Origin of the sequence: Vibrio sp. M260112 (assembly GCF_036533775.1) — a bacterium.
Lineage (GTDB): Bacteria > Pseudomonadota > Gammaproteobacteria > Enterobacterales > Vibrionaceae > Vibrio.
On the sequence record NZ_JATABH010000056.1, the window covers coordinates 1 to 24,246 of the forward strand.

General features: G+C 45.1%; 21 protein-coding genes, 1 tRNA gene and 2 pseudogenes. 19 read left to right on the top strand and 5 right to left on the bottom strand.

The features are described from left to right. Positions 1 to 176 precede the first annotated feature (176 nt). A complete protein-coding gene (gene plsB, locus QTN95_RS17440) occupies positions 177 to 2,612 on the bottom strand; it encodes a glycerol-3-phosphate 1-O-acyltransferase PlsB (RefSeq protein WP_331418370.1) in 2,436 nt (811 codons plus the stop codon). Positions 2,613 to 2,816: 204 nt separating this feature from the next. On the opposite strand from plsB, the gene QTN95_RS17445 reads away from it, so the two are divergent. From QTN95_RS17445 to fghA, 6 genes are all read left to right on the top strand, one after another. After that, entirely contained in the window at positions 2,817 to 3,179 is a 363-nt protein-coding gene (locus QTN95_RS17445; protein ID WP_331418371.1) for a diacylglycerol kinase, read from the top strand. 108 nt (positions 3,180 to 3,287) lie between these two features. Beyond that, the gene (lexA, locus tag QTN95_RS17450) at positions 3,288 to 3,908 is read left to right on the top strand and encodes a transcriptional repressor LexA (RefSeq protein ID WP_331418372.1); all 621 of its coding nucleotides are present in this window, start codon (positions 3,288 to 3,290) and stop codon (positions 3,906 to 3,908) included. Positions 3,909 to 3,996: 88 nt separating this feature from the next. Continuing rightward, positions 3,997 to 4,809 (top strand): class I SAM-dependent methyltransferase, encoded by an 813-nt coding sequence (locus QTN95_RS17455; RefSeq protein WP_269378419.1) that lies wholly within the window; start codon positions 3,997 to 3,999, stop codon positions 4,807 to 4,809. 41 nt (positions 4,810 to 4,850) lie between these two features. After that, positions 4,851 to 6,188, top strand: coding sequence for an MATE family efflux transporter DinF (gene dinF, locus QTN95_RS17460; RefSeq protein WP_331418373.1), 1,338 nt, complete (start codon positions 4,851 to 4,853; stop codon positions 6,186 to 6,188). A gap of 211 nt (positions 6,189 to 6,399) precedes the next feature. Continuing rightward, complete coding sequence (locus tag QTN95_RS17465) at positions 6,400 to 7,548, top strand: S-(hydroxymethyl)glutathione dehydrogenase/class III alcohol dehydrogenase (protein WP_331418374.1); 1,149 nt, start codon at positions 6,400 to 6,402, stop codon at positions 7,546 to 7,548. A gap of 84 nt (positions 7,549 to 7,632) precedes the next feature. Next, complete coding sequence (gene fghA / locus QTN95_RS17470) at positions 7,633 to 8,481, top strand: S-formylglutathione hydrolase (RefSeq protein ID WP_331418375.1); 849 nt, start codon at positions 7,633 to 7,635, stop codon at positions 8,479 to 8,481. Positions 8,482 to 8,525: 44 nt separating this feature from the next. Here fghA and sthA read toward each other — a convergent pair whose 3' ends face one another. Continuing rightward, on the bottom strand, positions 8,526 to 9,956 hold the full coding sequence (gene sthA, locus QTN95_RS17475; protein WP_331418376.1) for a Si-specific NAD(P)(+) transhydrogenase: 1,431 nt from the start codon (positions 9,954 to 9,956) through the stop codon (positions 8,526 to 8,528). Between the two features lie 258 nt (positions 9,957 to 10,214). Here sthA and fabR point away from each other — a divergent pair, with 258 nt between their 5' ends. From fabR to QTN95_RS17505, 6 genes and pseudogenes are all read left to right on the top strand, one after another. After that, the gene (gene fabR / locus QTN95_RS17480) at positions 10,215 to 10,856 is read left to right on the top strand and encodes an HTH-type transcriptional repressor FabR (RefSeq protein ID WP_138971317.1); all 642 of its coding nucleotides are present in this window, start codon (positions 10,215 to 10,217) and stop codon (positions 10,854 to 10,856) included. After that, positions 10,856 to 11,239: a YijD family membrane protein gene (locus QTN95_RS17485; RefSeq protein WP_138971318.1), complete on the top strand. Its 384-nt coding sequence runs from the start codon at positions 10,856 to 10,858 to the stop codon at positions 11,237 to 11,239. Before fabR ends, QTN95_RS17485 begins: the two co-directional genes overlap by 1 nt. Before the next feature lie 276 nt (positions 11,240 to 11,515). Then, positions 11,516 to 11,773: pseudogene (tnpA, locus tag QTN95_RS17490) on the top strand (IS200/IS605 family transposase); the annotation flags it as partial. Positions 11,774 to 11,828: 55 nt separating this feature from the next. Then, positions 11,829 to 12,104 (top strand): annotated as a pseudogene (locus QTN95_RS17495) (MmcQ/YjbR family DNA-binding protein); the annotation flags it as partial. Positions 12,105 to 12,270: 166 nt separating this feature from the next. After that, positions 12,271 to 12,344, top strand: a tRNA-Cys gene (locus tag QTN95_RS17500). 213 nt (positions 12,345 to 12,557) lie between these two features. After that, positions 12,558 to 13,319, top strand: a complete 762-nt coding sequence (locus QTN95_RS17505; protein WP_331418377.1) for a carbon-nitrogen hydrolase family protein — start codon at positions 12,558 to 12,560, stop codon at positions 13,317 to 13,319. Here the strand turns inward: QTN95_RS17505 and QTN95_RS17510 are convergent. Then, entirely contained in the window at positions 13,316 to 13,750 is a 435-nt protein-coding gene (locus QTN95_RS17510) for a DUF4174 domain-containing protein (RefSeq protein ID WP_331418379.1), read from the bottom strand. The two genes, QTN95_RS17505 and QTN95_RS17510, sit on opposite strands and share 4 nt — an antisense overlap. A gap of 109 nt (positions 13,751 to 13,859) precedes the next feature. Here QTN95_RS17510 and QTN95_RS17515 point away from each other — a divergent pair, with 109 nt between their 5' ends. Together QTN95_RS17515 and QTN95_RS17520 are read left to right on the top strand one after the other, a co-directional pair. Further along, positions 13,860 to 14,378, top strand: a complete 519-nt coding sequence (locus QTN95_RS17515; RefSeq protein ID WP_331418380.1) for a GNAT family N-acetyltransferase — start codon at positions 13,860 to 13,862, stop codon at positions 14,376 to 14,378. A gap of 2 nt (positions 14,379 to 14,380) precedes the next feature. Then, the gene (locus QTN95_RS17520; RefSeq protein ID WP_331418381.1) at positions 14,381 to 14,761 is read left to right on the top strand and encodes a nitrous oxide-stimulated promoter family protein; all 381 of its coding nucleotides are present in this window, start codon (positions 14,381 to 14,383) and stop codon (positions 14,759 to 14,761) included. A 35-nt stretch (positions 14,762 to 14,796) separates the two neighbouring features. Here QTN95_RS17520 and QTN95_RS17525 read toward each other — a convergent pair whose 3' ends face one another. Beyond that, entirely contained in the window at positions 14,797 to 15,957 is a 1,161-nt protein-coding gene (locus QTN95_RS17525) for an MFS transporter (protein WP_331418382.1), read from the bottom strand. 28 nt (positions 15,958 to 15,985) lie between these two features. Here QTN95_RS17525 and QTN95_RS17530 point away from each other — a divergent pair, with 28 nt between their 5' ends. Further along, positions 15,986 to 16,162, top strand: coding sequence for a hypothetical protein (locus tag QTN95_RS17530; protein WP_331418383.1), 177 nt, complete (start codon positions 15,986 to 15,988; stop codon positions 16,160 to 16,162). Here QTN95_RS17530 and trxC read toward each other — a convergent pair. After that, complete coding sequence (gene trxC / locus QTN95_RS17535) at positions 16,154 to 16,588, bottom strand: thioredoxin TrxC (RefSeq protein ID WP_331418384.1); 435 nt, start codon at positions 16,586 to 16,588, stop codon at positions 16,154 to 16,156. The genes QTN95_RS17530 and trxC overlap by 9 nt on opposite strands. Before the next feature lie 103 nt (positions 16,589 to 16,691). On the opposite strand from trxC, the gene QTN95_RS17540 reads away from it, so the two are divergent. From QTN95_RS17540 to QTN95_RS17555, 4 genes are all read left to right on the top strand, one after another. Then, positions 16,692 to 17,774, top strand: coding sequence for a ketoacyl-ACP synthase III (locus QTN95_RS17540; protein ID WP_331418385.1), 1,083 nt, complete (start codon positions 16,692 to 16,694; stop codon positions 17,772 to 17,774). 98 nt (positions 17,775 to 17,872) lie between these two features. After that, positions 17,873 to 19,003 carry an exonuclease SbcCD subunit D gene (locus tag QTN95_RS17545; protein ID WP_331418386.1) on the top strand — a complete coding sequence of 377 codons (1,131 nt, stop codon included), beginning with the start codon at positions 17,873 to 17,875 and terminating at the stop codon, positions 19,001 to 19,003. 9 nt (positions 19,004 to 19,012) lie between these two features. Further along, positions 19,013 to 22,054, top strand: a complete 3,042-nt coding sequence (locus QTN95_RS17550) for an SMC family ATPase (RefSeq protein WP_331418387.1) — start codon at positions 19,013 to 19,015, stop codon at positions 22,052 to 22,054. 118 nt (positions 22,055 to 22,172) lie between these two features. Beyond that, positions 22,173 to 24,230: a hybrid sensor histidine kinase/response regulator gene (locus tag QTN95_RS17555; protein ID WP_331418388.1), complete on the top strand. Its 2,058-nt coding sequence runs from the start codon at positions 22,173 to 22,175 to the stop codon at positions 24,228 to 24,230. The last annotated feature ends 16 nt before the right edge of the window (positions 24,231 to 24,246 follow it).

The window sequence follows — 24,246 nt, forward strand, 5'->3', positions numbered from 1 at the left end:
AATGAACTACATACTCGATATGGCTGAGAGTTTTACGCTGCCAGAAAGGCGAGATAGGAGCTACCCAAGAGTGGTAAAAAGAAGGCCCAGTCGCTACGCGACTAGGCCTTCAAAAAGGTGTTAAATGCTTCTTAACTGACAAGCATTAATCCATAGGATGCCTTTTTATTGTCACTTTATTTGTTTTCTGCGGTTTGGCAGATACTTTCTCTGATGGTCAAACGTACTTCAGGATAAAGCATAGAGTAGAGAAGGCTCGCAAGAGCTTGGCTTTTCTCTATGTCACAGTTGCCATCCACATCAAGATACGCTTGTTGTTTTAGGGTTGTGAACAGCGCCGAAAAGACACCTTTATCGAAAAATTCTGGTGCGTTGATTCCGTGCAGGCGACCTAGGCGTTGAGCAATGTCCTGACTCTTCTGCTCAAGATCTGATTTACCTAAATCAGGGCTAGCAACTAATAAATTTAGAGCGATTGCGTAGCGTTGCAGTGTTTCAGTAATCGTGCGTCCAAGTAGCACAAGCACTTGAGTATTAGCTTGATTGATCGCGACGTTTTGTTCGCTATCGATCGTAACGAGTCCCTGATGTGCAAGCTCTTCAATGTAGGATTCCGTTAGCTCATCCAACTTTTCCTGTTCAATGCTCAGGAAAAGCTCCTGCTTGAGGAATGGGTAAACCAAGGCGACATTCTGTTTGATCTGCTTAAGCGAAAGTTTTTGATGGCGAACCAACATCTGAGCGATAAGTGATGGCAGAGCCAGCAAATGAATGATGTTATTTCGATAGTAAGTCATCAAGATCGATTGATTACGATCCAGTGACACAATCTCGCCCATGCTGTCTGATTCGATAATAAACTTATCGAGTGACTCGGCATGCTTGACCAATGCTTCTGCACTATCTTCCGGTACCGTATAGGTTGTCGAGTATGGAACGTTTTTTAAGATCGACAAGTAGCAGTCAATTTGGCTAACTAAATTGTCACGAGAGAGTGCTCGCTGACGAGAAGCCAATAATGCTGTCGCACACAGAGTTAGGGCATTGGTTGCTGCTGCGTCGTTGATATGTGTCATCATCTTAGTCGCGAGATCATTCACCACAGGGTTTAGCCACTGAGGTTTACTGCTGCCCATGGCATCGATATCTTTGGTCCACTCAGGGGCTTTTTCATTCAAGTACTGGTTGAGTGGAATTGGCTCACCAAAGTTGACATAGCCTTGGCCAAAGTTGCGTAGTTTACGGATTGTGCGTAACACTTGGCCTGCGTTTTCTTTTTCTTTGCGCTTTCCGCGTAACTCTTTTGCGTAAGTGCTCACTTCCATTACATGCTCATAACCAATATAGACTGGCACCAGTGTTACTGGGCGGTTGAGGCCACGTAGCATCGCTTGGATAGTCATCGCCAGCATACCAGTTTTTGCTTGTAGCAAACGACCGGTGCGCGAACGACCGCCTTCACTGAAATATTCTACGGAGTAACCTTTGGCGAAAAGTTCTGCCAAGTACTCGCGGAAGATGGTGGAATATAGCTTATTACCCTTAAAGCTGCGGCGAATAAAGAAAGCACCACCGCGACGGAAGATAGGCCCAGCAGGGAAGAAGTTTAGGTTAATGCCTGCTGCGATATGCGGCGGCACCATGCCTTCACGGTACAGTACGTAGGACAGCAGTAAGTAGTCCATATGGCTTCGGTGACAAGGAACATAAACAATTTCATGTCCGTCTTGAGCCAATTTTCGCACCGTAGCGGCGTTGGTAATGTTTAAACCTTGGTAGATACGGTTCCAAAGCCAGCCAAGCAGACGTTCGCCATTCTTAATTAGTGAGTATGAGAAGTCTGCGGCGATCTCATCCATAATGGCGTGCGCTTCTTTACGCGCTTTCTCAATTGAGATGTTCTTTGATTTGGCTTCGTCTTCGATGGCCTTTTCAATGGCTTTAGATTTCATCAGACGATCAAATAATGCCTGACGACTTGGCAGATTAGGGCCTGATGCAGCAAGCTTTTGACGCGAAAAGTGAATACGTGCTACGCGGGCAAGTTTGTGTGCGATTGAAGCATCCGTACCGTGCGAGTCCGCCATGTAGCGGAGTGAAACTACCGGGCTAATACGTACCAAGCAATCACGACCCGCGAACAAAACCGCTTTCGCTTTTTGTGGCCCATTGAGTGACTGGAGATAAGGTTTTTGTCGTGACTCTTTACCCGGTTTACGGCCCCAAAGAACGGTGGTCGGAATGACTTGAACATCGAGCTCTGAATCAAACTTATGCAGTTCCAGCAGATCGGAGAATAGAGTGATCGATTCGTTTGGTACATCTTGATCGTTGCCCATCACGGTTTGTCGGGCTGAGGTAAACACATAGCGGTTAAACTGTTTACCATTAATTTCTACAGGCTCAAGGGGATCAGGTAGGCCCAGCGCAATGACTTGTTTTTGCAGTGCAAGCAAGTCGACACCTGAGCGATACGGCAAAGCGTAAATAATCGGCTTGTTAATATCGATGCTATGATCTTCAATAGGGTTTGAAGGAATTGTTGTCCCTTTAACCAGTACTGACATAGGCAGCTTTAGCAAGGAACGCGATAACATTCGTCCAGAAGACATAAGGTTCTTAGCCTCAAAAATAGATGATTTGCATAAGCACATTTCCAGTTCTGTAACTATAGAAGTGGGGATGTGCCCAAGCGTGTATTTTTATAGGTGGCAAGGATAACAGAAACTGGTCGAACCTTTTACTTATTATTGATTATGAAAACATCAATTTTTTCGCCCATAGCTCGATCAAATAAATAGCAAAGAGAGAGAAGCTTGCAACCTAAAACCACTCATGGATTAAAACGACTCAAAAACGCGACACGCTATTCCTGTCAGGGTCTCAAGGCGGCGTTTAAAAATGAGCCTGCATTTCGTGAAGAAATATTACTGGCAGCCTTGATGATTCCAGTCGCTATTTTGTTAGGAGAGAACCAGTGGCAAAGGATTCTGCTGATTGCAACTGTTGTGCTGGTTTTGATCGCTGAACTGTTTAACAGTGCCATTGAGGCCGTAGTAGATAGAATCGGAACTGAGCAACATGAAATGGCGGGTTTAGCAAAAGATTTAGGCTCAGCATCAGTAATGGTGACCATGTTGTTAACGGGTTATGTATGGTTAGACATTCTGTTCTTTTAAGCAGAACGGGGTGACCATGCTAACTTACTAAAAAACAATCAATTGGCTTTTCATTTCGCCAAATACTGGATATACTCACAGTTAACTGTATAAAAAGACAGGTGACTTATGAAGCCGTTAACGCCCCGCCAACAACAAGTTTTTGACCTCATCAAGAGTAAAATTGATGACACTGGTATGCCACCGACGCGCGCTGAAATTGCACGCGAACTTGGTTTCCGTTCAGCCAATGCTGCTGAAGAACATTTAAAAGCCCTTGCGCGTAAGCAAGCGATTGAGATTATTCCAGGGGCTTCTCGTGGTATCCGTATCTTGTTAGAAGACGCGGCTAATGATGATCAGGGTCTACCACTGATTGGTCAGGTTGCTGCTGGGGAACCTATCCTTGCTCAAGAGCATGTAGAGACGCACTACCAAGTTGATCCTAGTATGTTTAAGCCGCAAGCCGATTTCTTGCTTCGTGTTAATGGTGAGAGTATGAAAGATATCGGTATCATGGATGGTGATTTACTTGCTGTTCATAAGACTCAAGATGTGCGTGATGGGCAAGTTGTTGTGGCTCGAGTGGATGATGACGTGACAGTAAAGCGCTTAGAACGCAAAGGCTCTACGGTTCTGCTTCACGCAGAGAACGAAGAGTTTGAATCGATCAAAGTGGACTTAACTTGTCAGCAATTGACCATCGAAGGTTTGGCTGTCGGCATCATCCGCAATACGGATTGGATGTAATGACTCTTCTTGAGAGTTATTCTCACTTGTTGATTTTGTAATTGATATTCATTATCATCTGAATTCTGGCTACGGAAGGAAGATGATAATGGCCGTCAATCACGCATCAACGAAACATCGCTATCAGATCCCGACAAATTTACTGCAACCATTATGGCTTCGTAGCCGAGAAAGCTTGGTTGACAATGGATTGGTCTATGATCCTATCGCTGCGCGTGCGTGCCAGCGTTGTCATCTTGCCCCCGACTGTTTTTCTGGTGATATTGACCAAAAACAGCTGCTTCATGTCACGCTAACTCAATTGTGCGATCAGCAAGTCTCGGATTTTATAAGACGTAATCCAGATGGTTGGATTGTGAATGTGGGTGCCGGTCTCGATACTCGTTTTTACCGCGTCGATAATGGTCGGTGCCACTGGCTAGAATTAGATGTGACTGAAAATCTACTTTGGCGTCAGAAACTGTTTCATGCTAGTGAACGTTACCACCACATTTGCGGCAGCGTTGATGAGCTGAGTTGGCTGGAACAGTTACCTATTCCAGAAAAAACACCAGTCCTGATTGTTTGTGAACATGCTTTGCTTGATTGTAATGCGCAGCAAATCGCGAAGTTTGTTCAAGCTCTAGGTTGTCACTTCGACTCTGCCCGTGCCTGTATGGTGCTAGCGGGAGATCTCACTCAGTCCAAACTAGGCCAAAAGCTAGGGGCTGTTCATTATGCTCATGGGTATAGTGATCCTGGCGAGGCATTACTTGGTTACTTGCCATGGGCTCGCTGGGCAAAAACCTATTCACCACTCGAAAGAGATTGCGGACGCTGGAAACTGTGGCACCGCTGGATCACCAAACTCAGTTTTATAAAGCAGAGATTAACACCGGTAGTGGTTCAGCTTCGCTGGTGATCTCGTTACACTTGTCACTCTGATGTTTATTGAGTGACAACGTGCAAATACTCCAGATCCTATCTAATCGCGCTATCCATAAACAAGTATTGCTGCTTGCTATTCCTATGGTGCTTTCCAATATCACCGTCCCTTTATTGGGATTGGTTGATGCTGCTGTTATCGGCCACTTAGAACATGCTTGGTATTTGGGAGGTGTTGCGTTAGGCAGCACGATGATCAGTGTGACTTTTTGGCTACTCGGTTTTCTGAGAATGTCGACGACGGGGCTCACTGCTCAAGCCTATGGAGCGAAAAGTGCTCACCAATTGGGCTTGGTTTTCAGTCAAGGCATGAGTATGGCCTTGATGTTTGCTTCGCTATTTCTGTTATTTCATCAATTTGTCGCTGAGTGGATATTTAGTTTTAGTGATGCCAGCGAGCAGGTTAAGCAATATGGTGCTCAGTACTTTGCTGTTCGCGCCTGGAGTGCCCCAGCTGCGCTGGTCAACTTTGTGATATTAGGCTGGCTGCTAGGAACCCAAAATGCCAAAGCACCTATGTGGATGGTGATCATTGCTAATGTGGTGAATATCGTGCTCGACGTGCTGTTTGTGATCGGTTTGGGCTGGAAAGTTGAGGGTGCGGCGCTGGCCTCCGTCATTGCCGATTACACAGGGATGATTTTTGGTCTCTATTGTGTGTGGCGTAAGTGGCGAGTTGAACGTTTACCGCCTGTGTGGGTACTGCTCAAAGACACCACTCAAGGTTTAGCGCGTTTTGTTAAACTCAATCGCGATATCTTCCTTCGCTCATTATGCCTGCAAGCTGCATTTACTTTTATGACCTTTCAAGGGGCAAGCTTTGGTGATGAAATTGTCGCGGCTAATGCGGTTTTGATGAGTTTCCTAATGACAATTTCGTATGGTATGGATGGCTTCGCTTATGCGATGGAGGCGATGGTCGGCAAAGCGATTGGGGCAAAAGACAAACAGCAGTTGAGCCATTCTTTACTCGGAACCTTCTTTTGGAGTTTTGTGATCTGCTTTTTGCTGACAGTGGTGTTTGCTATCGCCGGATCGAGCTTGATCGGAATGATCACAGATATCCCTCAGGTACAGACTATTGCTCTTGAATACTTACCTTGGTTAATCGCGATGCCAATGGTTTCTATGTGGTGTTTCTTACTCGATGGTGTTTTTATCGGTGCAACCAAAGGGGCGGAGATGCGCAATAGCATGTTTGTTTCGACCTGTACTTTCTTTGTGGTGTTCTATCTGCTGGCTTATCTAGAGAATCATGCACTATGGTTGGCTATGTTGAGTTTCATGGCCGTAAGGGGAATGTCGCTTGCACTGATATTAGTTAATCAGTGGCGACAAAACAGATTTCTCGCTTAATTATTCTTTTAATCTATCGCCGAGCTTAGTGCTCGGCTTTTTGTAATTACTCACTATTATTACTTACATGTAAAAATCATTTTCAAAATGACTGGATTATCATGGTCGTTGAAATGCCTAAAATAACTTCCAACAAAACGACGCAGCATTGAGACGCAAGCTCAACTACGCTTATTGCGTCATAACAAATCCCTACTTTGAAGGAAACCCCATGGCACTTGAACTGAAACCGGGTCAAACTCATATCAAATCGAAAGCGATGGTTGCATGGGCAGCTGGCGCACCACTAAAAATGGAAGAAGTTGATGTTCAACTTCCCAAAGCGGGTGAAGTACTTGTTCGTATTGTGGCGACTGGTGTATGTCACACAGACGCTTTTACTTTGTCTGGTGACGATCCAGAAGGCATCTTCCCTGCAATCCTCGGCCATGAAGGTGGTGGTATTGTTGAAATGGTGGGCGAAGGTGTAACCAGCGTTGAAGTGGGTGATCATGTTATTCCACTATACACAGCTGAATGTGGTGAATGTAAGTTCTGTAAATCAGGTAAAACTAACCTATGTCAGGCTGTTCGTGAAACTCAAGGAAAGGGTTTAATGCCAGACGGTACAAGTCGTTTCTCCATTAATGGTGAAACAATTTTCCACTACATGGGTTGCTCTACTTTTTCTGAGTACACCGTACTGCCAGAAATTTCACTGGCTAAAGTCAACAAAGAAGCACCACTTGAAGAAGTGTGTCTTCTGGGATGTGGCGTAACAACGGGTATGGGTGCTGTCTTAAACACGGCTAAGGTTAAGCAGGGCGATACGGTGGCTATCTTTGGGCTTGGTGGTATTGGTTTATCGGCGGTCATTGGTGCTCGTATGGCTGGCGCAAGCCGCATCATTGGCATTGATATCAATGAAAGTAAGTTCGAACTAGCAAAACAATTGGGTGCGACCGATTGTATTAACCCGCAAAAGTTTGATACGCCAATTCAAGAAGTTATCGTTGAAATGACGGATGGCGGTGTCGACTACTCATTTGAGTGTATTGGTAACGTCAACGTTATGCGTCAAGCACTAGAGTGCTGTCACAAAGGCTGGGGTGAATCGGTGATTATTGGTGTCGCTGGTGCTGGACAAGAAATCTCTACTCGTCCATTCCAGTTGGTTACTGGTCGAGTATGGCGTGGTTCAGCATTTGGTGGTGTGAAAGGTCGTTCAGAGCTACCTGAAATTGTTGAACGCTACATGGTTGGTGAGTTCGGTCTGCAAGAATTCATTACTCATACGATGGGTTTGCAAGACGTGAATGAAGCATTTGAACTGATGCACAGAGGTGAGTCTATTCGTACTGTACTTCACATGGATAGATAACGTTTCACGCTTAAGTTTTAACGCCCTGAAACAGGGGCGTTAACTTTCTAATTTATCAAAATCGCTTTTCCCCATGAGGTTGTTATGACCATTGAGAATATTAGCCAAGCCAAAGTATTCGGTGGTTGGCACAAACAATACACACATCAGTCTGTCCGACTGAATTGCGCAATGCGTTTTGCGATTTTTTTACCGCCGAAAGCGTCGAAGAGTAGCCCCGTCCCCGTGCTCTATTGGCTTTCTGGATTGACGTGTACAGATGAAAACTTCATGCAAAAAGCGGGAGCATTTCGTCGTGCAGCAGAGTTAGGCATAGCGATTGTTGCGCCAGATACCAGTCCACGCGGTGACGATGTTGCTGATGATGATGGGTATGATCTTGGGAAAGGCGCGGGCTTCTATCTCAATGCTACGCAAGAGCCTTGGTCTCGCCACTATCAGATGTACGATTATGTGGTTGATGAGCTGCCTGCATTGATTGAAGCAAATTTTCCCGTATCTAAAGAGCGTTCTATTTTTGGTCATAGCATGGGGGGACACGGTGCGTTGACTATTGGTTTGAAGAACAGTGAGAAATATCGCTCGATTTCAGCGTTTAGCCCGATCAGTAATCCGATGCAATCACCGTGGGGGCAGAACGCGTTTACTGCTTATCTTGGTAATGATTTCGAAACATGGAGACAGTACGATGCGAGTGAATTGCTCAAAAAGGCGAAGTCTCAGCTGCCGATTCTGGTTGATCAGGGCGATGCAGATAGTTTTTTAGTCGAACAGCTTAAACCAGAAGTGCTGGTTGCTGCGGCACAAGAGCATGGTTCAGATGTCGAGGTTCGCCTTCAACCGGGTTATGACCATAGTTACTACTTCATATCCAGCTTTATTGATGAGCACATTGATTTCCATGCCTCTTACCTAATTCAGAAGCATAGCTAAATATTTAAGCCTGCATACAATGCAGGCTTAATTCGTTTCGGTGCTTAGAACAATCGGTTTAAACCATTGAGAGCGGCAACTCGGTACGCTTCCGCCATGGTTGGATAGTTAAAGGTGGTGTTAACGAAGTACTCAATCGTATTCGCTTCGCCTTTCTGTTCCATGATGGCTTGACCGATGTGAATGATTTCAGCGGCACGCTCACCAAAACAGTGAATACCCAAGATCTCTTTGGTTTCGCGATGGAATAGAATCTTTAAGCTACCAATATCTTTCCCTGCAATTTGCGCACGAGCCAAATGTTTGAATGATGAACGTCCAACCTCATACGGAACCTTGGCCGCCGTCAGCTCTTGTTCAGTTTTACCTACCGAACTGATCTCTGGAATGGTGTAGATGCCGGTTGGGATATCATCAATCAAATGGCCTTCTGCTTGGCCTTTCGTTATTGCTTGAGCAACAAAACGGCCTTGGTCGTAGGCGGCACTGGCTAGGCTAGGGTAACCAATCACGTCACCAACAGCATAGATGCGTTCCACTTCAGTCTGATAGTTTCCATCAACCTTAAGTTGACCACGAGAGTCTGCCTCTAGACCAACTGCTGAAAGATTGAGTTTATCCGTGTTACCTGTACGACCATTCGCGTAAAGGATACAGTCAGCTCGCATCTTCTTACCTGATTCCAAGTGAACGATGACACCATCTTCGGTTCCTTCGATTTTTTCAAAGGTCTCATCGTTACGTATCACGACACCACTGTTCCAGAAGTGATAAGAGAGCGCATCAGACACTTCATTATCAAGGAAAGAAAGTAGGCGATCTCGGGTGTTAATTAGGTCAGTTTTAACCCCTAATCCACGGAAAATCGATGCGTACTCACAACCGATCACACCAGCACCATAGATAATGATATGGCGAGGGTCATGCTTTAGGTTAAGGATTGAGTCACTGTCGTAAATGCGTTCATGCATGAAATCGACATTGTCTGGTTGATATGGACGAGAGCCCGTCGCAATAACAAATCGATCTGCACTGTAGGTTTCTTCAGTACCGTCACTTTGCATTACCGCTATCGTGTACTTATCGATGAAACGAGCGCTGCCGAAAATCAACCTACACTGATTGCGGTCGTAAAAGCCTTGACGTAAACGCGTCTGTTTATCGATAACGGATTTTGCATGACCAAGGATATTGGAAAACGTTGAGTGTAAGCTGGTGTTATTGTGGCAGAACAGAGGGTTGTTGTTGAATTCTATGATACGGCTAACTGCATGACGCAGCGCCTTAGAAGGGATGGTTCCCCAGTGAGTACAACCACCACCTACACTACTTTCCTTTTCTACAATGGCTACATTTAATCCCGCTTTGGTTAATCCCATCGCTGCCCCTTCACCACCGGGACCACTACCAATAACGATTACATCAAAGTGGTTACTCTCCGCCATAGCTTTTTCCTTGTTATATAGTCTTAACATTGCTGTAGCGAGATTTTAACTGATTCCTCAAAGGCGTAAAAGAAAAGCGCACTAGAGAGTCGGTGAGATCACGTAGAATCAAGTAAATAGATTAAAGGGTATGTCGTATGTCTCTAATTCAGGGCGAAAAGATTGAAAATTTGGCCTAACTCGGTTTAATTGCCACTCGGTTGTCAAAGCGAGAGATTATGGGTTATCTCCTTAAGCCAATCGTTGTATATTAAAGGCTACCGTTGAAAGAAAAATAGAAAAACAAATATGAAATCCATGGGAATCCGTGCACAGCAAAAAGAAAAAACGCGTCGTTCATTAATTGATGCAGCGTTTAGTCAATTGAGTGCTGATCGTAGCTTCTCCAACTTAAGTTTAAGAGAAGTCGCACGCGAAGCGGGAATCGCGCCAACATCATTCTACCGCCACTTTAAGGATATGGATGAGTTAGGTTTAACCATGGTCGATGAGGGAGGTTTGTTGCTGCGTCAACTTATGCGCCAAGCACGCCAACGCATTGTCAAAGAGGGCAGTGTGATTCGAACTTCGGTTGAAACCTTCATGGAGTTTATCGAAAGTAGCCCAAACGTTTTTCGTCTATTGTTACGTGAGCGATCGGGTACTTCTTTTGAATTTCGTACCGCTGTCGCTCGTGAGATGCAACATTTTGTCGCAGAGATGACAGAGTATTTGATTAGTACCGGGATGACTCGGGACGAAGCTTTTACCCAAGCAGAAGCATCCGTTACCTTGGTCTTCAGCTCAGGTGCAGAAGCTTTAGATTTAGAAAGGCATGAGCGAGATGAACTCGCGGAGCGTCTTATAATGCAATTGCGAATGATAGCCAAAGGGGCTTTCTGGTATCGCAAAGAACGTGAACGTAACCGATTAAAAGGTGGGATAGATTAATGTCGAATGAAACAAACCAAGTTAATCGTGGTTCTGAGAAGAAAACACTCGTATTGGCGCTCGTCGCGGGTATGTGTGGTGATGCCATGTTGTCATGGCTAACTATGAGTGAAGTCTCTTTCTCAATTTTTCCACTGATTGCACTTGTACTATCAGTACAAGCGCTCTACCAAGAGTACCTACGTAACCCTGTCTCTGAAGATATCCCGCTGGTGGGTCTAGCGTGTTTCTTTGTCGGAGCATTTGGCCATTCCGCGTTTGTCAAAGCGCAATACCCAGATGCCGGCTCAAATATGTTGGCAATCTTCATCACCTTAGGTTTGCTACTATGGGTTGCAAAGAAACTGGGTTTTCTAAACGCAGTCACTAAAGCAGAATCTTAATCTGCCATACTCTAGAGACAAAAAAACGAGCCACTTAGGCTAATGCCGATCAGTTAAGAGATAAATGATCGGTTGAACGATCCTGCAGATAGCTTATAAAGGCTCTAAGTTTCTATAACTTTGAGCCTTTTATTTTCAGCCCTAAACCACCTACTTCAGTAGGTGGTTATCATTCAGTGAGGCTTTGCCTGTAGTTCTACCCATGTTAAATGCTCCCTTGATTTTTAGCGAAGTCAAAGAGGACAAATAACATGAGTAGATACAATCAAGCTTCCCGACCACGTGTACTTAGTCGTAAAGGTTCCACCCAAGCTATCAATATCCAAGTTGATGGGCGTATTGAAAGGCAAAATAGCCTTAAAGCTCTTCAGTAAGTTTCCATATTTGAGGAAAAATAAGCTTTGGGGTAATCACTTTTGGCAAAGGGGCTATTTTGTCGATAGTGTAGGAATTAATGAAGAAATCATTCGACGTTATGTAAGACATCAGGAGAAGAAAGAGCGCGTGGAACAGCAACAATTAGCGCTGGACTAAACAAAGGCCCCCTTTTAGGGGGCTCACACAAAGCCACCTTCTTTAGAAGGTGGTAATTTACTACAAAGTTAAAGGTAAGATGTTTGCCATATTGGCGGAAAGGGAAGGAAGGGAGTATGTGACAGTCAAAGTGGTGCCTGAAGATGGTGAGGTGTTGACGAGCCAGTTCAGTGACATCACACCTGGTTACCATACCAACAAACGTCATTGGGTTACGGTTTATTATCCGGGAGATGTGGAAGACGGTATGATTGAAGACTTGTGTGAGCGTTCTTATCAGCTCGTCGTGAAAAAGTTGCCTAAGTTGCAACAGCTTTCACTCGGTAGCTAGCGATTGTCTAAGTACAATCAGTGAACGTATAGATCAAACAAGCGCCATATTGCTTCAAAACTCAGCAATCAAAATAAAATGTGATATTTTTATTTGACTCTCATCGCTCAATCCGTAAAGTATGCAGCGAACGCCGCGGTGGGTAACCTAAAGCGTTGAAAAAAAAGGCGCGTTGGCAGAGTGGCTATGCAGCGGATTGCAAATCCGTGGACCTCGGTTCGACTCCGGGACGCGCCTCCATTTCAGATATTGACCAGCTAAGAGCTGGTTTTTTGTATCCATCTAAAACAACCACTTCTCTTGTTCCTTAAGGCTTAACGTTTGCCTAAGCTGCGCTCCGATTCTTGGCAGCACCGCACGTGTCTAACATTCAAAACCATCTTACCGTTGCGAGAAAAAAGAACTCACGGCACTATAAGCCTAAGCGAGTATTTGTTTGGTTAAGGAGGAACCTTGAACACTGGACTCACAATCAGCTTGGTGCAAACCCCAGTCACAAAATGTAACTTGCCAGCCAATCTTTCACGGCATCTGGAGATGATCGCAATCTCTGCACAAAAGGGCGCCGATTTAGTTGTCTTTCCAGAGTTGTCGCTGACCGGTTATGAGCTCGAAATGGCTGAAGAGCTTGCAATGACGACTCAATCTGACGTGTTCACTCGTTTGTCAGATTCTGCCGTTGAGCATAACGCCGCGGTTATTGCTGGCTTTCCTTTAAAAACATCTGCGACGCTAAAACCCACGATCGCTGCGGTGATCTGTCGTCCTAACGGAAAGGTGGAATTCTATTCGAAACAATATTTGCACCAAGGTGAGGAAATATATTGCTCAGCCGGAAACAAGGATTATCTACTCGAAATCGCTGGTCACAGGATTGCACTAGCAATATGTGCAGATTTTTCAGCACCAGAGCACTCACAAGCCGCGCATCAGCTGAACGCAACCCTTTATTTGGTTAGCGCACTTATTTCTCAGCAAGGCTTTGAAGCCGATGCAAATCTTCTCGCTGACATCGCGACTAAATGCCGTTTCCCAGTACTGCTAAGTAATCACATATCGACAACGGGTGGCTGGAAAGCATGTGGTAAAAATTCGCTATGGAACGCCAAAGGTGAGCAGGTGTTTTGTTCAGAATCGGCACAGAGCGGCATGGTCCTTTGCACTTTTAAAGGCAGCGATATTGACGCTCGTTACGTGCCGATAGATATCAACTAAGCGGAACACGGGCTCACTTTAGTCGCCATTTCACTCTGCCGCATTGGCATCAGGTCGATAATGTGTTTGACGAGTTCCCAGTCCGTTTTTTTGTCCCAGCGACGTTTCTCTCCACCGTCTTTGCCGAGCAATATTATGGTATGTGAATCAGGCTTAACCTTGTAAGCGTCAAATAACGCTGGCAGGTCAAACTCCTTTTTCATCCATGCTGGAGAGGTAAAACCATCCGCGGTAACGACAAGCGTGATTAAGTCTCGCTCTTCTAGCTCACATTCGTTGATTAAGCTTTCCAGAACAAATTGTTTGACGTGAGAGTCGTTAGTCGGAGCAAAATAGATCAGACTACGGTGAGGCATTGGGTGGCTATAAGCAGGATAGCCCCAAGCCATAGGACCGAACAGCAGGGCAGCGAGTAGAAGGAAAATACGCATCAGTTCTCATCTCCCGTTAATACCTAACAACAATCGACATTGATAGATGTTTTACGTAACTTGGCGATGTTAAGCTCACACCTAAGTAACATTATAGGAAACAAAATTTATGCATTCACTGATCACTGAGCGACTAAGGTTGAGAATGGTTGAACAAAGCGATGCTCATTTTATAGAGCAGTTGTACAACACACCTGATTTCCTTCAATTTATTGGTGATAAGCAGATACGCTCGCAAGCAGATGCAGTGAAGTATATCGAAGAGCAGATTCTAGTCATGCATCAACAGCATGGTGTTTGTCTTTTGCTGGTAGAGCGACTCGATAGCCAAGAGAAGCTTGGCGTATGCGGTTTAATCAAAAGGCCTGAATTGAGTGCATATGACATTGGCTATGGTTTCTTGCCTTCAACGTATGGGCAAGGATTTGGCTATGAAGCAGGTCAGGCAGTGATTAATTACGCCAAACAGAGGTCAAACATAGATGAGCTGGTGGCGATCACGACGAGCGACAACGTTGGAAGCCGAGCTTTATTAACTAAACTAGGCTTTACCTATGTCAAAGTTCAAGAGCCAATAAGTGATACGGTAGATTTACTTTTGTATCAAATGAACCTGACCAGAGCATAAACATGGCCATATCGAGCATTTTGCAGGGCGAGTTATTTACCGAGTTCAAAACAGTTTGTGCCATGATCGCCATTTACTGTCGTGATCATCACAAGACAAACGGGGTACTCTGTGTCGAGTGTCAGGCACTGCGTGATTACGCCGAAACTAAGTTAGATCGTTGCCCGTATGGTGAGGCGAAACCTACTTGTAATCGATGTCCGATTCATTGCTACAAACCTGAACCGAAGCAACAGATGAAACTTGTGATGCGATATGCAGGGCCAAGAATGTTGTTGCCTCATCCATTGCTATCAATTCGTCACCTACTTCACGAACGCAAAGCGGTACCTGACAAGCCTGAGCCTAATGCTTCCAATCGATTTCAGAGACTCAATAGATAAAGAAAAGGACACAACTCGTGTCCTTTTTGCGGTGGTTATTCGCCAGCGACTGCTTGACGTTTTGTGCGGATACTGGCAATCAACATATACAAACACGTTGCCAATAGAGCCGCGAATAAGTAGCCCATTAAGCCTTGTGTACCAGCCATAAACCAGTCAGCGGCAACAGGGCCTGCAACAGAGCCAATGCTATAGCTAAAGAGCATAACTTGAGTTGCAGACACTATGTAGTTAGCGTCTAACTTGTCGCATCCTAAGTTGATTGCGACAGGGTAGAGTGCGAATGTAGCCATCCCTAATAAAAACAAGCCAGCGCCTAAAGCTTGCAGGCCATCAACCATGGTTGTGAATGTAATTGCTGCCACACCTAACATGCAAAACAGCGCCATCAACAACGTGCGACCTAAGAATTTAGATAGCCATGGCACGATAGGTTGAACTGCCATTCCGCCAAGGATAATGATCGCCATCAGGCCACCAATATCACTATTTTGAATACCGCGAGTCTGCAACTCGATAGGCATAAGACCATAGATGGCACCGAGGGTCAGTCCGGATACCGCGCAACCAATCATCGCAGCGTGATTGAGTTTTCCAATCTGTTTTAGAGATAACGGAGTACTGTGCGCGCTTTCTGGCTGGTCACTTTCACCGAATAGCAATACCACTACGGCGACAATGAGCAATGTCACTATAGTGATAAAAGGGACACCGCCGGAAATGCCAATGGCGCCAATGCCAAGTTGTCCTAGCGCACTACCGCCATACAATGATGCCATGTACAAACCAAGACGTTTAGTTCGGGCTTTTTCATCACCATGTAGCAGCCACGACTCGACGATGACAAATACGCCCGCAACGGCCATACCAGCGACAAAACGGGCGATGATCCACGCGGTGGCGTTGGGTAACAAAGGCAGCATCATGATGGTGATGATAAATGCCACTAAGCACCAAACGAACGCTGAGCGATGACCGACTTTCTTGACTAAAGGTTCAACACCAATAGCGCCGATCAGTAGGCCAGCGTAGAACACGCTTGCCAACCAACTTGCTAGAGAACCTTTGAGTCCATATTCAGGCAACATTAAAGGAATTAGGCTCATTAAATAGCCTGAAGCGACTGCATATAGAGCAAGCGCAATGACAGGCACTGAAATGCGAGCTTTAGGAGCAGGGGCTAGGGTATTTTCCAATGTCGTGGCCTCAAAGTACTGATTAAATATGAACAGGATTTGGCGCGACTATCGGACTAAAGTTGGTGAAGGTAAAGCGAAAGGTTTTAATCTTAACGATAAAAAACCATTATCAATAATGGGGCTGAATAATTGCAAAGAAAAGCGGCCAAAATATGCATTTTTAACCGCTGTAATTGAGGATTTTGATGGTTGGTTATTTTAAAATGGCTTGGCTAAGCCATTGATTAAACTGACTCTTGGGTAAGGCGCCATTCACCATGTCGACTCTTTTGCCGTTTTTAAATACCATTACGGTTGGAATGCTTCTAATTTGATACATTGCTGCGAGGTTTGGCTGGCTTTCAGTATCGACTTTTACAAATCGAACATTATTTGCTCGCTCACTGGCTTCGTCTGCAAATACGGGAGCAAATCCGACACATGGGTTACACCATGGTGCCCAAAAATCGACCACCACGGGTACGTCACTGTTTAAAATTGCAGTGAAGTTTAAATCGGTTCCTTCAATAGGTGCCCCATCGAGTAGGGGTGTTTGGCATTTCCCACAAACTGGAGATTCGGCAATACGTTCGGTTGGCACCCGATTGATACCTGAGCAAGATGGGCATCGTGTATTAAAGGTAGACATAGTTTTTCTCTCGTTATTTTTTCTATAAGATGACAGTCAATGTCATCGATAGTTATACTCTGAAACAATCGAGTGATACAAATAACAAATTCAAAGGCTCTTAATGAAAAATTTCTATGCAGAAATTACTGGTTGGGGGAAATGCCTACCACCAGCTACGCTCTCTAATGCGGATTTAAGCACTTTTCTTGATACATCAGATGAATGGATTAGAACCAGAACTGGTATTGAAAACCGCCGTATCAGTCACGTCAACACCTCTGACATGGCCACCGTTGCCGCAAAGCATGCGTTGGCTTGCGCGGGTAAAAGTGCTGATGAGATTGACCTCATCATTATTGCCACCTGTTCACCAGACTCACTCATTCCGAATATTGCCTCTAAAGTCGCTCAGAATCTTGGCATTAAAGCCGCGACTGCGTTTGATCTTAATGCTGCGTGTACGGGATTTGTCTATGGTTTAGAAACAGCAACACGTCTGATGCAGGCGGGTAATTATCAAAATGCGATAGTGGTTGGTGCTGAACGTTTGTCATTCTTTATTGACTGGACAATGCGTGATACTGCCGTGCTGTTTGGTGATGGCGCGGGCGCAGTTGTGTTAACTCGTACAGAAGAGCAAGTGGGCTTACAGCAGGCACAACTAGGCTGTGACTCTGCTGGACGTGACATTCTTTCTGTTCCTAAATTTGGCACATCAATGGATCGTTTTGCTGCCGACAATGGCTATTGGGATTTCAACTTTGTAGGTAAAGAGATCTTTAAACGAGCTGTAAAAGGTATGGGTGCCGCAGCGCAAAACGTATTGGCGCGTAGTGGTTTATCCACTGACGACATTGATGTGGTCATCCCGCATCAGGCAAACATTCGCATTATCCAAACCTTATGTGATCTCTCTGCAATCAGCCAAGATAAAGCGTTCGTTAATATTCACAACTATGGCAATACGTCAGCGGCGACGGTACCAATCGCGTTATGTGAATCCCTAGAACAAGGCTTCGTTAAGCCAGGAGATAACCTACTATTGGCTGCATTCGGTGCTGGCCTCACTTGGGGTGCTTGCCATATTCGGTGGGGTGAGCGGGTAACCCCTGTAGGAGAAAGTAACGCGGCACTACCTGAATGTAATCAGAGCGCACTTGAGCTGCTGAGCAATGCTATCGAGCATTGTAAAAAGCGCGCTTAACTCCCTTATATATCAGCAAAAGTCGCACTAAAGGTGCGACTTTCACTAGCATTAATATTATTATATTGGCCTAACGATAAGAACAACGCTGGGCTTGTATGAAATTCCTCCACACCTCTGATTGGCATCTTGGCCGCCAGTTTCACAACGTCTCACTTTTAGACGATCAAAAAGTCGTACTTCAGCAAATTATTGAGTATATCGAGACTCATTCTGTTGATGCCTTGGTCATCGCGGGAGATATTTACGATCGTTCCGTACCACCGACAGCAGCCATAGAAGTGCTCAATCAATTTGTGACAAAAGTGTGTGGAGAATTACAGCTTCCTATCATTATGATCTCGGGAAACCATGATGGCGCAGAGCGACTAGGATTTGGCGCTGAACAGATGAAAAGCTCGGGTTTACACATTCTGTCGAGCTTTAAGGATATGTTGCAACCTGTTGAATTAGAGACTGACATTGGTCGTGTGTCATTTTATGGCATGCCTTACAGTGATCCTGAACAGGTTCGTCACCATTTCGGTCAGGCGGTATCGACTTACGATCAGGCGCACGCACTACTTTGTGAGCAGATTAAGCAGCGCGTCGAGCCAAGTTCTAAGAACATTCTAATCAGTCACTGTTTTGTTGATGGTGCCATTGGGTCTGAGTCAGAACGCCCACTATCTATCGGTGGTTCTGATCGGGTCAGCCATCTGCATTTTGTCGATTTTGACTATGTGGCACTAGGCCATCTCCATCAGCCTCAGTACAAGGGCGAGGAGTTTATCCGCTATTCCGGCTCTTTAATGAAGTACAGCTTCTCTGAGCAACATCAGAAAAAAGGCATGACATTGGTGGAGTTCGATCTCAATGGTTTCAAGTCAGCAACCCATATTGATCTTGTTGCGCCTCATCAAATGAGAATCATCGAAGGCGAGCTTGATGCCATCATATCTGGAGCGAAAACCGATCCGCAGTCTAACGACTATCTGCTGGTTCGTTTAATGGACAAGCACGCCATTCTCAACCCTATGGAAAAATTAAGAGCCGTGTATCCCAACGTGCTGCATTTAGAGAAACCGGGGATGTTGATCGGTGTTGAGCAGCAAATGGCTGCAGCCAAACTTGCTCGAAGCGAGGTGGATATGTTTCGAGATTTCTTCATTGAAGCTCAGGATAGCGAACTGACACCAGAGCAAGATCAAGCGATCACAGATATCGTCAAACAGCTAAACCAGCACTAAGGGTATACGATGAAACCGACTCAACTTACCATGCAAGCATTCGGGCCTTTTGCTGAGCGCGAAATTGTCGATTTTACTAAGTTAGGAAGTAACCCTCTGTTTCTTATCAACGGTCCTACGGGCTCGGGTAAGACATCGATTCTCGACGCTATCTGTTTCGCTTTGTATGGAGAAACAACGGGTAACGAGCGTCAGGGTATCCAGATGCGTTGTGACCAAGCCAAAGAGGAACTGCCGACGGAAATTACGTTGGAGTTTACACTAAATGATCGTCATTACCGCGTTACTCGCTCGCCAGAGCAAGAAGCACCTAAAGCGCGCGGAGAAGGAACGACAACCCGCAAACATACCGCGTCGCTTTATGAGATCACCCATGGTGAGCAACTCATTACCAGTAAGACGGTACAAGTAAAAGCAGAGATAACAAGCTTACTCGGGCTAAATGAAACTCAGTTTCGCCAAGTGATGGTGTTACCTCAGGGTAAGTTTCGTGAATTGCTGCTCGCCAGTTCGAAAGATCGTGAGGCAATCTTTGGGCAACTGTTTCAAACAGATGTCTATAAGAAGATTGAATTTGCCCTTAAAGACAAAGCGAGTGCTATTAGTAAAGCGAAAGATGAATTTGATAACCAAATTCGCGGCGCTTTACAGGTCGCCGAAGTCACTACCGAGCAAGAGTTGGCAGCACGTGAGCTAGCCTTGGGGGCTGAGCTAGAATCTGCGAAAGCCCTAGAACATAGCGCGCATGAAAAGCTTAACCTCGTCAAAAGTGAACTCCTTCGAGCTCAGGCGATTCATGATCAATTCATCAAGCTGGAAATTAGTCGTAACGCGTTGGCGAATCACCGTGCCAATAGTAATCAGATAGAAGAGATTAACACTAAGCTTCACGCAGCTCACATTGCCACTAAGCTTGAGGTGCCATATGCAAATCTTGCGTCCATTAAGAAACAGATCGACGATTTCGCGAGCAGTATTGCCACGTTAAACGGACAGATAGAAGATGCCCGACTGGCTCATAGCAAAAGCCAAATGGAGCTAGAGCTAGCACAAACAAACGCCGATCAGATTACCAAACTGAATGAATGCCAATTTCAGCTTGAACAAGCAAAGATAAAACTTGCAGAAAAGCAGCTGTTAGAGCAGCAAGTGAGTTCACTCATCGCAATGCGTGACGAGTTAGCAAGAAAGCAGGTCCAGTACCTCGGACTGAAAGATAAGTTGGTTAAAGAATCCGATATCGCTGCTAATTCTTTGCAACAGGCTCGTCAGGACATCAGTGAGAAGGCAACGCTAGAAAACAAGATGTTGAGCCACCAGCATCTGTTAACAGACTTGAAGAAATACCATGCGATCAAGATTGAACTCGATCGTCTACTCGGTTTGTCAGGTGAGCACGAAAAATCATTGGCGGCAGCAAAAACTACCTATGAGGAAAGGCGGAACTATGCCGACCAATTGGAGCTTGGGTGGCACAACGCACAGGCATCGATTCTTGCGCAGAAACTGGAACAGGATCAGCCTTGCCCAGTCTGTGGTAGTTGCCAGCATCCTCAACCCGCCAAATTAAGCAGCGAAAGCGTCACCAAGGAACAAGTTCAGAGTGCGCGACAGCAAGAGCGCCATGCGTTAGAGCAGTTCAACCTTGTCAATAACGCGTACAGCCAGCATAACAATACGCTAGAACTGCAACAACGACAGTTAAATGAAGCGGCGAGTCAGTTACAAGATAATGTCACAGCAGATGTTGTTCAGTTAGAGGATCAATTAGTTCAGATCAGGCAGAGAGTCGAGGCGTTATCGACCATTGATTTAGCGAAGATGGAACAGGATGTGGTTGAACTCAATCAGCGTTGTGCCAACGGTGATGAGAAAATCAACCAACTCAAAGCGGAAATCGCGGCAAACGAATCAGCCCTCAAGGTACAACATCAGCAGCTTGACAAAGTTGCATCGGCGATCGATGCCAATTACCCCTCTGTAGAGGCAGTGGAACAGCAGTATGTAAGTAATCAAGCGACTATCGAACAGCTTAAGCAGGCGTTAGAAAGAGCCAAACAGACGAACGAGCAGCTCACTTTACAAGTGACAAACCTACAAAGCCAGTTGGCAACCAATAACCAGCTATGTCATGAAGCGCAGCAAAAACGCGATCAGTGCGAACAGATATGGAATTCAGAGCTAGAGCGTTCGGGCTTCGAATCTGAACACATCTTTTTGCAAAGTCGAGCAGAAGAACCTCAAATCGTATTGTGGCAAAAGACGGCGAATGAGTATCAAGAAACAACGGTGAAGTTGCAACAAACCGTCGCTGACCTAGAACAACACCTGACGAACGGTGAGAAGCCTGATTTAGATAGTAAAAAGTCTCAATTATCACAGGTTGAGCAAGAGTATCAGCAGGTGAAAGCAGCGTTAGACGCCGTCCGTTCTTTGTTTCAAAGGGTCGAAAAAGTACAGCAAGACATTGCGATTCTGCATGAAAAAAATAGACAACTGGAAGCTGAATACCGAGTTTACGGAACACTTTACGATGTCGCCAGCGGTAAAACAGGCAGCCGAGTAAGCTTACACCGCTTTGTGCTAGGTGTATTGCTTGATGATGTGTTGATTCAAGCGTCACAGCGATTAAGCATCATGAGTAAAGGTCGTTACCACCTAGTGCGAAAGATGGATGGCTTTAAAGGTTCGGCAGGGCGAGGACTCGATTTGAGTGTAGAGGATGGCTATACCGGAAAAAGCCGTGATGTGGCGACTTTATCTGGTGGTGAATCTTTTATGGCAGCGTTGGCGTTGGCTCTTGGGCTATCAGATGTCGTTCAGTCATACAGTGGTGGTATTCGTCTTGATACGTTGTTTATCGATGAAGGTTTTGGCAGCCTAGATCCAGAGTCATTGGATCTGGCTATTCAGACTCTGGTTGATTTACAGCAAGCAGGGCGAATGATTGGTCTAATCTCTCACGTCAGTGAGTTAAAAGAGCAGATAGCGCAAAGAATTGATGTGCATGCAAGTCGTGTCGGCAGCACAATCAGACTCGTGGTCACATAACGCCAGATCTGTTGCAGCGTTAATTGGTTCGCTGTCGTTATGTGTGCTAAGAATTAGTTAGGTAGAACAATTATAAACTTTTGTCTTATTGTGTGGTTAGGTGACGTTAAGGTTAACAATGGTCTCGATATCGGAATCGGTTCGTAAAGTTTACCAATATGCAGAACCCAATCTAACGTTAGTTGGTTGGATGGGCTTGCTTGGGTTTCCGACATACTATTATGTATGGAGCTACTTGTTCCCACAACCATACGAATCATTGTCAATGCGATTGGCGTGTTCAGCATTGTTTGCAGTTTTAGCGCTACGCAATTATGTCCCTAAGTACCTTGAACGCTATCTACCGCATTACTATTTTTTTGCCATGGGGATATGTTTGCCCTACTTTTTTAGCTACATGATGTTCATGAATCATTGGTCGACAGTTTGGGCAATGTCATTCATGGCGTCTATTTTCCTTCACGTGCTGCTTGTTCACCAAACGAGCTTGATGCTGGTACAGGCGACAGTTGCTATCGTGCTTGCCTATCTTACCGCGTACGGCTTAGATACCGAATACGTACAGCAAGAAGTCGTATGGGCATATATGCCAATATTCCTTTTTACCTATGTGTTCGGAAACCTGTTTTATTTCAGGAATCAGGTGGAACATGAAAGTAAAGTGTCACTGGCGAAGTCTTTCGGTGCAGGAATGGCTCATGAGATGCGTAATCCGCTTAGTGCACTGAAAGCCTCTCTTGATGTACTTAATTCCCTGCTGCCCGATGAGAGCATAAGCCGTCAATCAGGTTACAAGTTGTCTTCACAGGAGTTGGCGCTAGCACGCGATGTGATTAGCGATGCCGACGAAGTGATTAGAACCGGGAATGAGACCATCGACTTGTTGCTTACCTCGATTGATGAGAATCGCGTTTCACGCACGACATTTAAAAAGCACTCGATAAGAGCAATCACTGAAAATGCGTTAGACAGCTTTGCCTACAAGAGTCTAAAAGATAAGAAAGCGGTAGTGTTAGCTGAAGGCATCGATTTTGAATTTTTTGGTAGTGATGCATTAATAAAATACGCATTGTACAACTTGTTGAAAAACGCGTTCTATTATCAAAACAACAACCAGTTTGAAATCGTTATCGAACTTAGAAGTTATGAATGGCACAACGAACTGACCTTTACCGATAACGGAGTGGGCATCGCTCCCCAAGTTATTGAGCATATTTTCAACGACTTCTATACCTTTGGCAAAACAGGCAGCTATGGATTAGGCCTACCATTTTGCCGCAAAGTGATGAAAGCGCTTGGTGGCAATGTGTCATGCTGCTCTAAACTTGGAGAGTGGACTGAATTCACCTTGATGTTCCCTAAGTATGATTCCTCTGAAGTTAAGCAAATCAAACAGGATCTGATGAAGTCAAAATCGGTGCTATATATTGGTCAGCAAAATGCATTGATGCGACAAATTAACCAAGAGGCGTTCTACAAAGATTTCCGGCTTAAAATACTGGACTTAGATGCAGCGAGTAAAAAAGAAGAGTACGAGTTCGAATTCGATTTGATCCTAGTCGACTTGGACAGTGCGGTTGATAAACCACTCTCTTTGATAGAGTTGGAGAGTAAGCTGCATTTTACAGAAGGACGGATAGTCTTCTTATATGATCAAAATAGTCAGTATCATAATGATATTGAGCGTCACTTAGTCGTTTATCCTATTGAAAAACATAGGATGATGCTTAGTGCAAGTAACATTATTGATGAGCTATTCTTCGAGGACATAGAGCCGAACAGAAACGTCTTGCCACGAAAATCGTTTGATTGTGGCAAAACCATTGTTGTGGCCGATGATAACCAGTCGCTACGATTTTATACATCGGTATTACTCGAGCAGCAGGGCTTCACTGTTCTCCAAGCGAGTAATGGCCAGCAGGTACTTGATGAACTGCAGCAAAAAGATGTCGATTTAATCATCATGGATCTCGAAATGCCGCAATTGAATGGACTGCAAACGACCAGTGCTATCCGCGCTTCGCAGCAGCGCTATGCTTCCATTCCGATATTGGCGCATACCGGTAATTCGAGTGAAAGCGTCATTGCTCAAATTCACAAGGCGGGTATGAATGACTACATTATTAAACCGGCGGCAACAGATAAACTTCTCGATAAGATTGCCAATTGGATTTAATTCAGGCCCTATAAAG